The organism is Pseudomonas akapageensis, from assembly GCF_011355085.1.
Lineage (GTDB): Bacteria > Pseudomonadota > Gammaproteobacteria > Pseudomonadales > Pseudomonadaceae > Aquipseudomonas > Aquipseudomonas akapageensis.
This window is the reverse complement of sequence record NZ_VXCP01000037.1, coordinates 19227-33497: the sequence shown is the minus strand read 5'-3', so window position 1 is coordinate 33497 and position 14271 is coordinate 19227. Positions and strand designations below refer to the sequence as shown.

12 protein-coding genes are annotated in these 14271 nt (G+C 58.9%); 5 read left to right on the top strand and 7 right to left on the bottom strand.

What is annotated here, in order from left to right; translation table 11 throughout:
- The first annotated feature begins 93 nt into the window (after nt 1-93).
- Nucleotides 94-867: an N-acetylmuramoyl-L-alanine amidase gene (locus F2S13_RS21700; RefSeq protein WP_166364609.1), complete on the top strand. Its 774-nt coding sequence runs from the start codon at nt 94-96 to the stop codon at nt 865-867.
- Between the two features lie 75 nt (nt 868-942).
- Nucleotides 943-2562 carry an EAL domain-containing protein gene (locus F2S13_RS21695; protein ID WP_166364607.1) on the top strand — a complete coding sequence of 540 codons (1620 nt, stop codon included), beginning with the start codon at nt 943-945 and terminating at the stop codon, nt 2560-2562.
- Between the two features lie 10 nt (nt 2563-2572).
- Here F2S13_RS21695 and F2S13_RS21690 read toward each other — a convergent pair whose 3' ends face one another.
- Nucleotides 2573-4360, bottom strand: coding sequence for a KinB sensor domain-containing domain (locus F2S13_RS21690; protein ID WP_166364605.1), 1788 nt, complete (start codon nt 4358-4360; stop codon nt 2573-2575).
- The gene (gene algB, locus F2S13_RS21685) at nt 4357-5703 is read right to left on the bottom strand and encodes a sigma-54-dependent response regulator transcription factor AlgB (protein WP_166364603.1); all 1347 of its coding nucleotides are present in this window, start codon (nt 5701-5703) and stop codon (nt 4357-4359) included. The genes F2S13_RS21690 and algB overlap by 4 nt, the downstream gene beginning before the upstream one ends.
- A 336-nt stretch (nt 5704-6039) precedes the next feature.
- Here algB and F2S13_RS21680 point away from each other — a divergent pair, with 336 nt between their 5' ends.
- The 3 genes from F2S13_RS21680 to F2S13_RS21670 all read left to right on the top strand — a co-directional run bounded on the left by F2S13_RS21680 (nt 6040) and on the right by F2S13_RS21670 (nt 9628).
- Nucleotides 6040-6201: a DUF1328 domain-containing protein gene (locus F2S13_RS21680; protein ID WP_166364601.1), complete on the top strand. Its 162-nt coding sequence runs from the start codon at nt 6040-6042 to the stop codon at nt 6199-6201.
- 760 nt (nt 6202-6961) lie between these two features.
- Nucleotides 6962-8293 carry a glutamate/aspartate:proton symporter GltP gene (gene gltP / locus F2S13_RS21675; protein ID WP_166364599.1) on the top strand — a complete coding sequence of 444 codons (1332 nt, stop codon included), beginning with the start codon at nt 6962-6964 and terminating at the stop codon, nt 8291-8293.
- Between the two features lie 105 nt (nt 8294-8398).
- Nucleotides 8399-9628: a nucleoside recognition domain-containing protein gene (locus F2S13_RS21670; protein ID WP_166364597.1), complete on the top strand. Its 1230-nt coding sequence runs from the start codon at nt 8399-8401 to the stop codon at nt 9626-9628.
- On the opposite strand, the gene F2S13_RS21665 is transcribed toward F2S13_RS21670, so the two are convergent.
- From F2S13_RS21665 to F2S13_RS21645, 5 genes are read right to left on the bottom strand one after another with little or no spacing between them, the layout of a single operon-like run.
- Nucleotides 9610-10242, bottom strand: coding sequence for an ABC-type transport auxiliary lipoprotein family protein (locus F2S13_RS21665; RefSeq protein ID WP_166364595.1), 633 nt, complete (start codon nt 10240-10242; stop codon nt 9610-9612). The genes F2S13_RS21670 and F2S13_RS21665 overlap by 19 nt on opposite strands.
- Complete coding sequence (locus tag F2S13_RS21660) at nt 10239-11177, bottom strand: MlaD family protein (protein ID WP_166364593.1); 939 nt, start codon at nt 11175-11177, stop codon at nt 10239-10241. The genes F2S13_RS21665 and F2S13_RS21660 overlap by 4 nt, the downstream gene beginning before the upstream one ends.
- Nucleotide 11178: 1 nt before the next feature.
- Nucleotides 11179-11973, bottom strand: coding sequence for an ATP-binding cassette domain-containing protein (locus tag F2S13_RS21655; protein WP_166364752.1), 795 nt, complete (start codon nt 11971-11973; stop codon nt 11179-11181).
- Nucleotides 11974-11978: 5 nt separating this feature from the next.
- Nucleotides 11979-13124, bottom strand: a complete 1146-nt coding sequence (locus F2S13_RS21650) for an ABC transporter permease (protein WP_166364591.1) — start codon at nt 13122-13124, stop codon at nt 11979-11981.
- A gap of 55 nt (nt 13125-13179) precedes the next feature.
- Nucleotides 13180-14220 (bottom strand): DUF5924 family protein, encoded by a 1041-nt coding sequence (locus tag F2S13_RS21645; protein WP_166364589.1) that lies wholly within the window; start codon nt 14218-14220, stop codon nt 13180-13182.
- Nucleotides 14221-14271: the final 51 nt, after the last annotated feature.

The window sequence follows — 14271 nt, the reverse complement described above, 5'->3', positions numbered from 1 at the left end:
TTCAGAAATCTTTAGCTTCGGTTTAATCCAGCGTCGGTCCGGACTGTACGTTATGCTATTGCATTACAACCTACAGAGACGCGTTTTCTTTCCATGAGACTTTTCACCTGCGCCCTGCTGCTGCTGTTGGCAGGCTGCGCCAGCGGCCCGCGCATCGATCGGAGTCATGTCTCGGTCAATCAGGACAATCGCATTCAATTTGTCGTTCTTCATTACACCAATGCCTCACAGGAACGTTCGCTGGAGCTGCTCACCCATGGTGAAGTCAGCAGCCATTACCTGATTGGCGATAATCCGCCGACCATCTACCAGTTGGTCGATGAGAGCCGCCGTGCCTGGCATGCGGGTGAAAGTGAATGGCAGGGGCGTACCTGGCTCAACTCCAGCTCCATCGGTATCGAGATCGTCAACCCGGGTTATCAACAGACCCCCAATGGCCGTATCTGGTATCCGTACTCCGAGGAGCAGATCAAGGCGCTGGTGGTGCTGCTCAAGGATATCGTCAAGCGCAACAACATCGAACCACGCAACATCATTGGTCATAGCGATATCGCGCCATCGCGCAAGCTTGATCCGGGGCCGTTGTTCCCCTGGAAGCGCCTGGCCGATGAAGGCCTGGGTATATGGCCCAATGCCAATTCAGTCGCCCGGCAGCAAGCGCGCTTTGAGGTCAACCCACCCAGTGCTGCCTGGTACCAGCAACAATTGTCACGCCTGGGCTACACAATCCCCCAGACCGGTGAGTTCGATGTGACGACCCGACATGTGCTCGCCGCGTTCCAGATGCACTTCCGGCCAGAGCGTTTCGACGGCCAACCGGACGCCCAGAGTGCGGCCATCCTGCAGGTGCTCAATACAACTAAATGATTAGTCCCGCCCAACGGGGAGGCTGAAACTCCCGCCAGTTGCTATACCTCATGAGGTTCAACTGGATAATATTTAATGTCAACTACCCTCTCTTTGCTGCGTAGCGTCCTGTATCGTCCCTGGTTATTGGCGACGCTTGCTGCTGCGGCGAGCGCCACCTTGCTGTTGCTGGCGAGCCTGGGCGTTGCCATGCATCAGTTGCAGCAAGGCGAGATAGAGCAGATGAACGCCAGGGGCGAACGTTTTCTCGAGCGCCTGGAGCAGATTTTCGGGCAGCTGCGCGAAGGGGTCGACGCACTTCAGGCGCAACCGTTGCGTGGTTGTGATCCGCGCATGGTCGCAACCCTGCAGCAAATCGGCTTCGACTACCGGTTTGTCTATGAAGCAGCCTATATCGATGGTAGCCAGTCGTGCTCCAGCCGGTTCGGCGAGCAGGCACTCGACCCGGTGCGCCCACCGGATATCCAGGGGCCGACCTACAGCTACTGGCTGAACACCACCACACAACCCAATGACAACCTCGCTGCGTTGATGCTCGGACGCGGCAACTTTCGTGTTTCGACTTCCCGCGGGCATTTGACCGATGTGGTCGACCTGCCGGCCAATGGCAGCCTGTTGGTGATCCTGGACAAGGGCACCCGTGCCGTACCGGTTCTGGGATCACCGCAGCCCTGGCCTCCGGCTGGTGACTGGCCACCAGCAACTTCCGACGCATTGCTGGCGACGCCAAGCCAACTGATATACCGGATGCCGACCCTTTCACCGGACTATCAATTGGTCCTGATCACCCCCAGAACCGAATCTCAGCTCAAGACCAACATGGTCCTCTGGCTGTTATTTCCGGGAAGTCTGTTGTTGGCCTGGTGTATCGGCTGGCTGGTGCTGCAGCTGGTACGCCAGCGACGATCACTGAGTGCCGAGTTGCAGGGAGCGTTGCGCCGGGGCGAATTGCAAGTTCTCTACCAACCCATTTTCGAGCTGACCAGCCGACGATGTGTTGGCGCCGAAGCCCTGGTGCGTTGGCGCCGACCAGATGGCACGTTGACCAGCCCGGACTTGTTTATTCCATTGGCTGAGAACACTGGGCAGATTCGTCAGATCACTGACTTCGTCTTGCAGCAATTGCTGGAGCAACTCGGCCAGATGTTGAGGGCCAATCCACACCTGTATATTTCCGTGAACCTTGCTGCGTGCGACGTCATGGTGCCACGCATCGGTCGGGTTGCGGCACGGTTGCTGGCGTTGCACCGTGTTTCCGCCAGTCAAATCGCCTTCGAAGTCACCGAACGGGGGCTCATAGACGTCGTTGTCGCGCGGGACAACCTGCAGGCACTGCGCGATGTCGGGCACCAGGTGCTGATTGATGACTTTGGCACGGGGTACTGCAGCCTGGCTTATCTGCAGACCTTGCCTGTGGACTGCCTGAAAATCGACAAGGCTTTCATTGACGCCCTCGGGCATGACGCCGCGAGCAGCGGCGTGGCGCCGCATATCATCCGTATGGCGCATGCCCTGCAGTTGCGGGTCATTGCCGAAGGCATCGAATATGAAGCCCAGGCGCTGTTGCTCAACAGCGAAGGGGTGAACTATGGACAGGGGTGGTTGTTCGCGCATCCGCTCAATGCCCGGCAGTTTACCGAACTGGTCACTCGGGGCCGGCGCATGGCCGGCCGGCGCATCGACGATGAAGCATGATGTCCGTGAGTCAGATCGGCAGCGCGAAATAGAACCGGGTACTTTGCCCCGGTCTTGAATACACGCCCATTCGCCCGCCGTGCAGCTGCACGATTTCCTTGCACAGTGCCAGTCCCAGACCTGCCCCGCCTTTTTTATTGCCCACTTGAACGAAGGGCTCGAATATTCGCCCTTGCTGTCCGTAGGGGATGCCCTCACCGTTGTCTTCGACGCTGATAATCACCCGATCGGTATGCCGTCTGGCATGCAGTCGAATGCGTCCGGATTCAGGGGTATGGCGAACGGCGTTATCCAGCAGGTTATCCATGACTCGATCAAGTTGTGCCAGGTCGGCCTGGATATGTGGCAGTGGCTCTTCGAGTTCGAGCAACAGTTCGATGTGCTTGTCGTCAATGGCCGCATAAAGGCGTTGCTCTGCCCGCGTGAGCAAGTCCTTGATGCCGCAGGGCGCCAGGGTGAGTTTTTGCAGGCCGCTCTGGTAGCGAGAAAAATTCAACAGGTCGTCGATCAGCTGCATCAGCCGTTGCATTTCTTCATCGACGGTATCGATCAGGCTGGCCTCGCGAGACTCCGCAGGAAACTTCAAGCGCTCGCGTAACAGGCCGAAGGCCATGTGCATGCCGGTCACGGGGGTTCGCAGCTCATGGGAGGCGCGCAGAACGAACTCGCTGCGAACCCGCTCGAAGGCGCGTTGCTCAGTGACATCGTGCAATACCATCACTGCCCCCAGAATGTCGCCTTGTGCCTGGCTGACAGGAGTAAGGCTGTAAGCCAGCAAGCGAAGCTCGGCATCAATAGTGAAGCTCAAGTCTTCCGGCGCCCGCTCCAGCATGCCGCCTTGTAGAATCAGACGAACCTGGTCGTTGAGTTCGGGATGCTGCAGGGCTTCGCCCAAACCCATGCCCAGATGCTCGTCCTCCCAGCCGAGCTGGCGCTGGGCAACCGGGTTCAAGTGCTCGAGCCGACCCTGACGGTCGATCAGCAGCAGGCCATCATCAATGCTGTCCAGTACGGCTTGCAGGCGCTGTTGGCCAGCAAGCAACTCACTGACGTTGGTCGCCTGATGCTCTCGCAAGGCCTGGGCCATACTGCCGAAGCGTTGCGTCAACTGGTTCATTTCCACCGACGACGATACCGGCAAGGTAACGTCGAAATTGCCTTGACCGATGTTGTCCGCCGCTTCGGCCAAGGCTTCGATGGGCTGGCCGAAGCGCCGGGCAATGCCATGGGCGGTGACAAAACCGATGACCAGGATCGCCAGCCCGACCAGGCTCAGCAACCCGCAAATCAGTAGCGTGCGTTCACGGGTGTGGTTTTGCATTTCATCGATGCTGGCCAGCGCTGACTTCTGGGCAGTGATCAGCCCGGTGCGCAACGAGTTGAAGGCTTCGTGCAACTGAAGGTTTTCGCTCAGACTGCGGTCGGAACCCTGAGCATTCTCATAAGTCTGGAGAAAGAGCTGGTAGTTGGCATTGGTTTGGGTGTAACCCTCGTCAAGACCCATGTTCAGGTCATAGGCAATGCTTTCCGCAAGCAACTGCTGAAAGACCACCTGAGTAGCTTTCAGGGCCGCCTGGTCCGAGGTGGAATTGAGCATCATCATCAACTGGTCGCCCAGGTTCTGACGCAGCTTCAAGCCAAGATCAAGAATGATGAAGTTATTGTGTATCAACCTTTCCTGAGTGCCGGCCATTTCCACGATGCTGACCAGGCCTAGAACCAATCCCAGCAACGCAACGGTGATCAGCGCCGAAATGCTCAGAAAGAGCCGTGTACGCAGTTTTGTCGTCCATCTCATAGATTGTACTGTTTGCGTTTGCGATACAGCGTCGAGGCATCGATGCCCAGAGTCTTGGCTGCCTGGTCAAGCGTCTCGCTGGTAGCCAGGACGGCGCCGATATGGGCTTTTTCCAATTCATCCAGGCTGAAGGGCGCGCCAATGCGCGGCGTGTTGGAGGCCGGTTGTTCGGCCATGCCAAGATGGCTGACCTCTACGCGCTCCTGGGTGCAGATGATGCTGGCGCGCTCTATCACGTTGCGCAGTTCTCGAATGTTGCCCGGCCAGTGGTAGTTGAGCAGCGCGGCCCGCGACTCGTCACTGAAGACCCGTGCCGGTCTTGCGTACTCCTTGACGAAACGGGCGAGGAAGCGATCGGCCAGGGTCAGAATGTCCTCGCTGCGCTCTCTCAGGGGCGGCAGGTGCAAGGTAATCACATTCAGCCGGTAGAGCAGATCTTCACGGAATCGCCCGTCACGCGCCATGTCCTCCAGGTTCAAATTGGTCGCGGCCAGAATCCTTACATCGGCCCGGCGGCTCACAGGGTCACCGACGCGCTCGTACTCCTTGTCCTGAATGAAGCGCAGCAGCTTCGGTTGCAATGGCAACGGAAAATCACCAATTTCGTCGAGAAACAGAGTGCCGCCGTCAGCCTGGTTGACCCGGCCCAGGGTGCTCTCGCTGGCACCGGTAAAAGCACCGCGGCTATGGCCGAACAACTCACTCTCCATCAATTCGGTGGTCAGTGAAGGGCAGTTGATCGTGACACAGGGTTTTTTCGCACGTTTGCTCCAGCCATGGATGGCGCGTGCAAGTTCGCCCTTGCCGGTGCCCGACTCGCCGAGGATGAGAATGTTGGCATCGGTACTGGCAACTTGCCGGGCGGTTTCCAGGACCACCATCATGGCCGGGCTGTGGGAATCCAGGCCGTCCCTGGGTTTGCGTATTTCACCTTCGAGCGCTTCCAGGCGCGCGGAAAGTTGACGGACCTCCAGCTGCTTGGCCGTTGCCAGGCGCAACTGGTCCGGGCTGCAGGGCTTGACCAGATAGTCAGCAGCCCCGGCCTGGATCGCATCCACCGCCGTATCGACCGCTGAATGTGCGGTGACGATGACAATGCGCATCCAGGGCGCCTGGATGCGCATCTGCGCCAGTACATCCAGACCGTTATCGCTGCCCAGGCGCAAGTCGAGGAAGCAGACATCGAAGACCTGCCGTTGCAGCAGTGCATCAGCCTGGGCCGCGCTGTTGGCAGTAGCGACGCTGTAGCCCTCGTCTTCGAGGCAATAGCGAAAAGTGCGCAGAATGGCCGTTTCATCATCTACCAGCAGGATGCGGCCTTGATGCTCTACGGCTGATTCCATTTCCTGCGCTCCTTTGAGAGTTGTCTCTTTTAGTCACGGAAAAGTTGGGCAAGTTGCATGGAAGATTTGATGCGCTGGTGCCGGGCGGGGCTGCTTACGTCACTAGAGCGTAAACCTATTTGTAGCTGATACGAGACTAATCGTGCAAAACGCACGGGGATATGCAGTCGATCGTGCAGGATGCGTCCCCCTGTAGGTCAATCATTTAGCTAACAAATTGATTTACAAGGTAATTTATTCGGATGGGAAGCTGGCATACGGGCTGCACTGTTCACAGTGAGAGGATTTGAAAGGCAGTCAGCAGCACTCATATCAAGAATAGGAAGGAGAATCATCATGTTGAGTTGGGCTATCACATTCCTGATCATCGCCATCGTCGCTGCAGTACTGGGCTTCGGGGGTATCGCCGGCACCGCTACGGGTATCGCGAAGATTCTCTTCATCATCTTCCTGATCCTGTTCGTGGTTTCCTTCTTCTTCGGCCGTCGTCGAGGTTGAACATGCTAAAAAACGATTTTCGAATATAGAAGCTGAACCTTTCGCCTGGATCAGCTTCTATTTGATGCGCCCGCCCGAGGAAGGTGGGCGCATGATCACGGGGCCGGGACGTTCTGACTGTTTCAGGGTCGGCGTGTCCTACGGGTACAAGGAGTGCCTGCGATGAGGGCCGGATCAGGCAAGAGCTCGACGGAAGTTCGTGGGCCACACATCGATGGTTATGCCATGGATTGCAGAGGCCCGACTTCCGGCGAGCTTTTTTGTAGGACAAAAGTTTCGCCGGTGGTCGAACGGCGAAACGTACTACTCAAAGAGCTATACATCCCTCCTTCGTCGTGACCATACATCGATAAATTTTCTTCCCCCTCGCCTACACGTCTGCCCCCTATAGATGCGTTCGGATTGTCGAATGTCGACATTTTGCATTCGCCTGAATGTGTGCAAATCGGCCGAAAGTTGGCGCCTTGGTCATCGTCGGAATTCCGAACGCCTCTATTTCGGCCCTCTGGAACACCCGTTTCAACTGCAAAACATCATGCCGATTCGGCATAAGGTAGTCGTTTACGGCATTAGACGGGGCTTGGCCGCATCGGAATAGTTGCGCCTTTTTTCGCTGACCGAAGCGCTCAGTCGCTCGCTCGCGGTGACCTTCTACGGCGCCATTTTCGGAACGCTCGTCGAGACATCAATAAGCTGGAAACAGCTCTGTCTCGCACGTCTCGGCATGCACCGTGTCCACTTCGAATAAAAGGGTAATGACATGAAGAAGGCAAAACTCAGCCTCGCCTGGCAGATCCTCATAGGTCTGGTTCTAGGCATTGCGATCGGTGCTCTGCTCAACCACTTCAGTGCCGAAAAGGCATGGTGGATCAGCAACGTTCTGCAACCGGCTGGTGACATTTTCATCCGTCTGATCAAGATGATCGTCATCCCCATCGTGATCTCCTCGCTGATCGTCGGCATCGCCGGTGTCGGTGACGCGAAGAAGCTGGGCAGCATCGGTCTGAAAACCATTCTCTACTTCGAGGTGGTCACCACCATCGCGATCGTGGTCGGCCTGGTGTTGGCGAACGTATTCCATCCGGGTGCGGGCATCGACATGAGCACCCTGGGCACTGTGGATATCTCCAAGTACCAGCAGACTGCCAATGAGGTGCAGCATGAACATGCGTTCATCGAGACCATCCTCAACCTGATTCCATCGAACATTTTCGCCGCCGTTGCCCGGGGCGAGATGCTGCCGATCATTTTCTTCTCGGTGTTGTTCGGTCTGGGCCTTTCCAGTCTGAAGCCCGACCTGCGCGAGCCGCTGGTGAACATGTTCCAGGGCGTGTCCGAGGCCATGTTCAAGGTCACTCACATGATCATGGGCTACGCTCCGATCGGTGTTTTTGCCCTGATTGCAGTGACCGTGGCCAACTTCGGCTTCGCCTCCCTGCTGCCATTGGCCAAGCTGGTCGTGCTGGTGTACGTGGCCATTGCCTTCTTCGCCCTGGTGGTGCTGGGCCTGATCGCTCGCCTGTTCGGTTTCTCGGTGATCAAGCTGATCCGCATCTTCAAGGATGAGCTGGTACTGGCGTATTCGACGGCCAGCTCCGAAACCGTACTGCCACGCGTGATCGAAAAGATGGAAGCCTACGGTGCGCCGAAGGCCATCTGCAGCTTTGTGGTCCCGACCGGCTACTCCTTCAACCTCGATGGTTCGACCCTGTACCAGAGTATCGCGGCGATATTTATTGCCCAGCTGTACGGCATTGACCTGTCGATCAGCCAGCAAGTAATGCTGGTGCTGACCCTGATGGTTACCTCCAAAGGCATTGCCGGTGTTCCGGGCGTATCCTTCGTGGTGCTGTTGGCGACCCTGGGCAGCGTGGGCATTCCGCTGGAAGGCCTGGCCTTCATCGCTGGCGTCGACCGGGTCATGGACATGGCGCGTACCGCCTTGAACGTTATCGGCAACGCCCTCGCCGTACTGGTCATCGCGCGATGGGAAGGCATGTACGACGATGCCAAGGGCCAGCGTTACTGGAACTCGCTGCCGCACTGGCGCACCAAGTCAGAAATCGCCGCGGGCAAGCCCGTCGCTGAGTAATCTGACCAGCCTTACAACAAACCCCGACTCGTCGGGGTTTGTTGTTTCTGGCGCCGGGCCGTTCTCCCCCGCTATCATTCGCTGCATCTTGAGGGGGAACGACTGATGCTCAACGGCCTTTGGCTCGGCTTTTTCGTAGTGGCGGCGGTATCGGCGCTGATGCAATGGCTGGTGGGTGGCAACGCGGGGATCTTTGCCGCCATGGTCGAGAGTATCTTCGCCATGGCCAAGCTGTCGGTCGAGGTAATGGTGCTGTTATTCGGTACCCTCACCCTCTGGCTCGGTTTTCTGCGCATTGCCGAAAAGGCCGGAGTCGTCGAATGGCTGGCCAAGGTGCTGGGCCCGCTGTTCAAGCACCTGATGCCAGAGGTACCGCCCGGCCACCCTGCCCTGGGTCTGATTACCCTCAACTTCGCTGCAAACGGTCTGGGCCTGGACAACGCGGCCACGCCCATTGGCCTGAAGGCCATGCGCGCGCTGCAGGACCTCAACCCCAGCGCGACCACGGCCAGCAATGCGCAGATCCTGTTCCTGGTACTCAACGCTTCATCGCTGACGCTATTGCCGGTGACCATCTTCATGTACCGCGCCCAACAAGGTGCGGTGGACCCGACGATGGTTTTTCTACCCATCCTGCTGGCCACCAGTGCCTCGACCCTTGTGGGGTTGCTGTCGGTTGCCGTCATGCAGCGCCTTCGCCTTTGGCATCCGGTGGTCCTCGCCTACCTGGTTCCCGGTGCGTTGCTGCTGGGTGGCTTCATGGCTTTCCTGGGCACGCTTTCGGCCACTGCCTTATCGACCCTGTCTTCTATCCTGGGCAACCTGACCCTGTTCGGGTTGATCATGCTGTTCCTGCTGATCGGCGCGCTGAAGAAGGTCAAGGTCTATGAAACCTTCGTCGAGGGGGCCAAAGAGGGATTCGACGTTGCCAAGAACCTGTTGCCGTATCTGGTCGCGATGCTCTGTGCTGTGGGCGTGCTGCGCGCTTCTGGCGCGCTGGAGTTCGGCCTGGACGGCATCCGCCATGTGGTGCAATGGCTGGGGCTGGATGCCCGGTTTGTCGATGCGTTGCCCACGGCACTGGTCAAACCCTTCTCGGGCAGCGCCGCACGGGCGATGCTGATCGAAACTATGCAGACCCATGGCGTGGACAGCTTCCCGGCGCTGGCCGCGGCGACGATTCAAGGCAGCACCGAGACCACCTTCTATGTGCTGGCCGTGTATTTCGGCGCCGTTGGCATCCAGCGGGTACGGCATGCCGTGGGCTGCGCCCTGCTCGCCGAATTTGCAGGCGTCGTTGCCGCCATCTTCGTGTGCTACTGGTTCTTCGGCTGAGCCTGTAGCTGACCCTGGGCCAGCGTCCACTCCAGCACCTGGGCCAGCAGCTTATCGCTGGCCTGGCCAAAGCCGGCGACGACACTCGGCACCTGCGTGTCCGTCACCGGCTGGCGGATTTCAAAGCGGCGGCTGGCGAGGATTCGCTGGGTAGTGTCGCGGACCAGCCGTGCATCCAGGCGAATCACCACTTGTACGCCCTGAGCGGTGTATTCGCTCTGGAACGCCTGCAACTCGCCGCCCAACTCGTAATCGGCCTGGAGGTTGCTGTCGTCGGTACTGAGCAACTGAACCCGACCATCGCGCTGGAAGGCATCGAGCATGCGGTTGCGTAGCAGCACTGGTGCCGGGTCGCTCCAGCGTGCGCCTTTGTAGCTGCTGATCAGGTCGCCCTGGGGGACCACGGCGATTTTCGGGCTGTCGAGCACTTCGCTGGCCTTGGGTTTGTTCAACCTTAACGACCAGGGCATTGAGGCATTGTGTGGTGCCGGTGCCATATTGTTCGCCGAAGGCAGGCGGTAGACGTCCGCAGGCTCGGCCTGCGGCAGGATCGAGCAGGCGCTGCTCAGGCTTGTCACTGCAGCGAAGGTGAAGGCGCGAAAAACCTGCCTCATGGCTCGAACTCCTTATTCTTGTCACGGCCGAGCAAGTAACCGCCGGGGTTCGCTTCAAGACGGCGGGTGATGGTGCGCAGCGAAGCCAGGGTATCGCGCAGCTCGCGAATGGCCGGACCAAGCTCGCTCAGACCCTGGGCGCCTTCATTTATGGCTTCGTGATTGTTCTGCAGAACCTTGTTGATGGTGGCGGTACTTTGCGCCAGTGATTGCATGGCCTGTTCGGCATTGCCAAACGCTTGTTTGCCCTGGCTGTTGAGCAGGCCATTGGCGTTGCGCATCAATTGGCTGGTCTGCTCCAGGGTCGCGCTGGCCTGTTTGCCGAACTGACCCAGGTCTTGCAAGGCCTGGCGAATATCATCGCGCTGTTCTGCGATCACACCGGTGGTTTGCTCCAGATGCGCCAGGGTCGCGCTCAAGTGATCGATGTTTTCCGGCGAGAACAGGCGATTGGCATTTTCCAGCAGCATATTGATGCTGGTCATCAGGTCGTTGCTGCCCGTAAGCAGCTTGGAGATGGGGGATGGCAAGGCAATGATCTCCGGCAGCTTGCCGCCTTTGCCCTTGAGCTCCGGGCTTTCCGGCGTACCACCGCTGAGCTGGATGATCGAAGTACCGGTGATGCCGTTCAACGCCAGCTTGGCCTGGGTATCTTCCTTGATCGGGGTTTCGCCGCTGACACGGATGCGCGCCAGTACCCGGCGCGGGTCCTTGGGGTCCAGGCGCAAGAGAATCACATCGCCGACCTTGATCCCGCTGTACTGGACGGAGCTCCCCCGGGACAAGCCGGACACGGCTTCATTGAAGACGACCTCATAGTCCTTGAATGCCGTGTCGACACTGGATTTGGCCAGCCAAAGCCCGAACAGCATCGCCCCGACTACCACGATGACAGTGAACAGGCCGATCATTACATGGTGGGCACGGGTTTCCATGTCAGACCTCCTTGGGTGGTGTAGCGGCCTGCAACGCCGCGCGGCCACGTGGGCCATGAAAATATTCGTGAATCCAGGCATCGTCGGTTTCGGCCACCACATCGATGTGGTCGGCCACCAGTACCTTCTTCTGCGACAGTACCGCGACCCGGTCGGTAATGGTGTAGAGGGTGTCGAGATCGTGGGTAATCAAGAGCACGCTCAACCCCAGGGCATCGCGCAGGGTCAGGATCAGTTGATCGAAGGCCGCCGCGCCGATCGGGTCGAGCCCGGCGGTGGGTTCGTCGAGAAACAGGATGTCCGGGTCCAGCGCCAGCGCACGGGCCAGGGCAGCCCGCTTGATCATGCCGCCGGACAGGGACGCTGGGTATTTTTCCGCCGCCGAGATCGGCAGGCCGGCGAGGGCCAGTTTCACCGCAGCCAAGTGCTCAGCCTCGTCACGGCTCAAGCCTGCGTATTCGATCAAGGGCAGCGCGACGTTTTCGGTGACCGTCAGAGAGGAGAATAATGCGCCTCTCTGGAACAGCACGCCAAAGCGTCGCTCGACTTTCGAGCGCTCCTCTTCCGAAAGGTCCTGCAGCGACTGCCCGAACACGCGCACTTCGCCTTCATTGGGCCTGCGCAGGCCGATAATGCTGCGCAGCAGCACCGACTTGCCGCTGCCCGAACCGCCAACCACGGCCAGGATCTCCCCGCGGTGCAGATCCAGGTCGAGGTTCTCGTGCACGCTTTGCGTGCCGAAGCGGTTGCACAGACCGCGCACTTCGATCACGTTTTCGCCGGATTCCACCTGCACGCCGCTCACCAGCCCATCTCCATGAAAAACAGGGCCGCTGCGGCATCGAGCACAATCACCACGAAGATCGACTGCACCACGCTTGAAGTGGTATGGGCACCGACCGACTCCGCGCTGCCACTGACCTTGAAGCCTTCAAGGCAACCGATGGCTGCAATCAGAAACGCAAAAAACGGCGCCTTTACCAGTCCGACCAGGAAGTGTTGAACGCCGATATCGCTTTGCAGCAGCGAAATGAACATGGCCGGGGAGATATCCAGGGACACGGCGCAGACCACGCCGCCACCGACTATCCCGCAAAGCATGGCCAGAAATGTCAGCAACGGGAGCGCGATCAGCAAGGCCAGGACCCGTGGCAGCACCAGCATCTCCACGGGGTCCAGGCCAAGGGTTCGAATGGCGTCGATTTCTTCATTGGCCTTCATCGAACCGATCTGGGCTGTAAATGCACTGGCGGTACGACCGGCCATGAGAATCGCGGTCAACAGGACAGCGAATTCACGCAGGAAGGAAAACGCCACCAGATCCACGGTGAAGATCGTTGCACCAAAGCTGGCCAGTACCGTGGCGCCGAGAAAGGCCACCACCGCTCCGACCAGGAACGTCAGCAGCCCGACGATGGGCGCGGCATTGAGTCCGGTCTGTTCGATATGAGCGACCACTGAGGTCATGCGCCAGCGTTTGGGATGCAGCAGTACCCGCACCAGCGTTTCAAGGATCAGGCCAATGAAGCCCAGCAGCGCCTTGGTATCTTGCCAGAGTGTGTCCACCGCACTACCGATCCGGGCCAGGACCTGGACGCCGGTGGATTGCTCGGGTTGTTTTTCCGGGACGCAGAAATCCTGCAGGGAACAGTACACCGTCTGCAGCAGAGCACGACTGGCGGCCGGCAGATGAGTTGCGGTTTCGGCTAGCTGGCCCAGCCGCTGGGCGCCCAGCAACTCCACCAGCAACGAGGCGCCGGCAGTATCCAGCGCGCCCAGCTGGCTGAGGTCGACCGAGGTGTTGCCGTCATAGTGGCCGACCAACGCTTCTGTCTGCGCCTTCAGTGCCTTATAGTTGGCCAGCGTCCAGTCACCCGCGATTCGCAGGTTTGTAGGCTGGCTCGAGGTATCGAGCAATGCGCTGGCAGCATCGTTTTGGGTGGTCATAAGCTCCAAGCTTAGTGTTTACGCATCAATGCGAAATGAAACCACGATCATAGTGCTAGTTTGTCCGTGCCGCCTGCCTGGTTTCTTGACCGGTATCAGTCACTTCAAAACGCAGCACGCCGATGACCTGGCCGTCCTCGGTCAGCACCCGGACCTGCCACTTTCCAACCGGATCGCCAGGCAGGTTCTGCTTGTGGGTCCAGGCACGATAGCCCTCTTTGCGGCCACCATGGATATCCAGCGCGATACGATCGACCTCTTTGCCGTTGAACTGCCAGACGTGGTAAATCCGCTCATCCAGGCCGCGCGGGGCGTTGATTGCGGTATAGGCATACAGGCCCGTGCTGCGTACCTGGCTGGCGCTGATTTCCTTGAGGCGCTTGCCAGGGGTGCGATTGGCGTTGTCCATTTCGGTACTCACTGCCACTTCGGTCAGCCACAGTGTGGCCGGTGGCACCCAGGAACGCAGCAGCCAGCCACCGGCACCCACGGCCAGGGTCATGACCACCAGCATCACACCCCGGCGCCAGTGGGCGATGGGAAAACTGCTGGCAAGGCTCGGGAAAGACAGCAGCATGGCGGTGATCAGCGCCAGCTTGAAACTTTGCGAGGTGGTCAGGTGGAGGATGATCGGCAATGCCGTGAGCATGGCGGCGAACAAAGTCAGGGTATGCAGTGCCAGAAACAGCCAGCGCCGCGGTGCCAGCCACTTGTAGTAGAGCGGGTCGATGATCGAGATCAGCCCGGCTACCGTCAGCAGGCCGGTGAACACAAGCTGGCCGCTGTTCCAGGTGGTCGTGATGTAAAAGAACGGCAGGACGAAAAACAGGCTTTCCTGATGGATCATCTGCGTGGCGTAACGTAACAGCGGCTCGGGAATGTCGCGTTTGAAAACGCGGCTGAACAGCTTGGTAAAGCTGTTTTCCAGCATCAGCCAGACCCAGCTCACCAGCATCAGCACGGCGATCCAGCTGGCGAGCTTTTCCTGCCGGTCCACCAGAATGAAACTGCCAATACCGGAAATGAAACCGAATAGGGCAATAACCCCCGGGTAGCGCTTGATCAGTTCGATTATGCGCTGGACGTAAATAGGCATTTGGCAGGTTCACAAGGCTGTAGGAAAAACCCGCACAGAATACGCCCTTGG

Bases quoted from the DNA above. Each gene is read 5' to 3' on its own strand.
- F2S13_RS21650 (WP_166364591.1), bottom strand. From the start codon at position 13,124: ATGACCACCCAAAACGATGCTGCCAGCGCATTGCTCGATACCTCGAGC.
- F2S13_RS21680 (WP_166364601.1), top strand. From the start codon at position 6,040: ATGTTGAGTTGGGCTATCACATTCCTGATCATCGCCATCGTCGCTGCA.
- F2S13_RS21670 (WP_166364597.1), top strand. From the start codon at position 8,399: ATGCTCAACGGCCTTTGGCTCGGCTTTTTCGTAGTGGCGGCGGTATCG.
- algB (WP_166364603.1), bottom strand. From the start codon at position 5,703: ATGGAATCAGCCGTAGAGCATCAAGGCCGCATCCTGCTGGTAGATGAT.
- F2S13_RS21700 (WP_166364609.1), top strand. From the start codon at position 94: ATGAGACTTTTCACCTGCGCCCTGCTGCTGCTGTTGGCAGGCTGCGCC.
- F2S13_RS21690 (WP_166364605.1), bottom strand. From the start codon at position 4,360: ATGAGATGGACGACAAAACTGCGTACACGGCTCTTTCTGAGCATTTCG.
- F2S13_RS21660 (WP_166364593.1), bottom strand. From the start codon at position 11,177: ATGGAAACCCGTGCCCACCATGTAATGATCGGCCTGTTCACTGTCATC.
- F2S13_RS21665 (WP_166364595.1), bottom strand. From the start codon at position 10,242: ATGAGGCAGGTTTTTCGCGCCTTCACCTTCGCTGCAGTGACAAGCCTG.
- F2S13_RS21645 (WP_166364589.1), bottom strand. From the start codon at position 14,220: ATGCCTATTTACGTCCAGCGCATAATCGAACTGATCAAGCGCTACCCG.
- F2S13_RS21695 (WP_166364607.1), top strand. From the start codon at position 943: ATGTCAACTACCCTCTCTTTGCTGCGTAGCGTCCTGTATCGTCCCTGG.
- gltP (WP_166364599.1), top strand. From the start codon at position 6,962: ATGAAGAAGGCAAAACTCAGCCTCGCCTGGCAGATCCTCATAGGTCTG.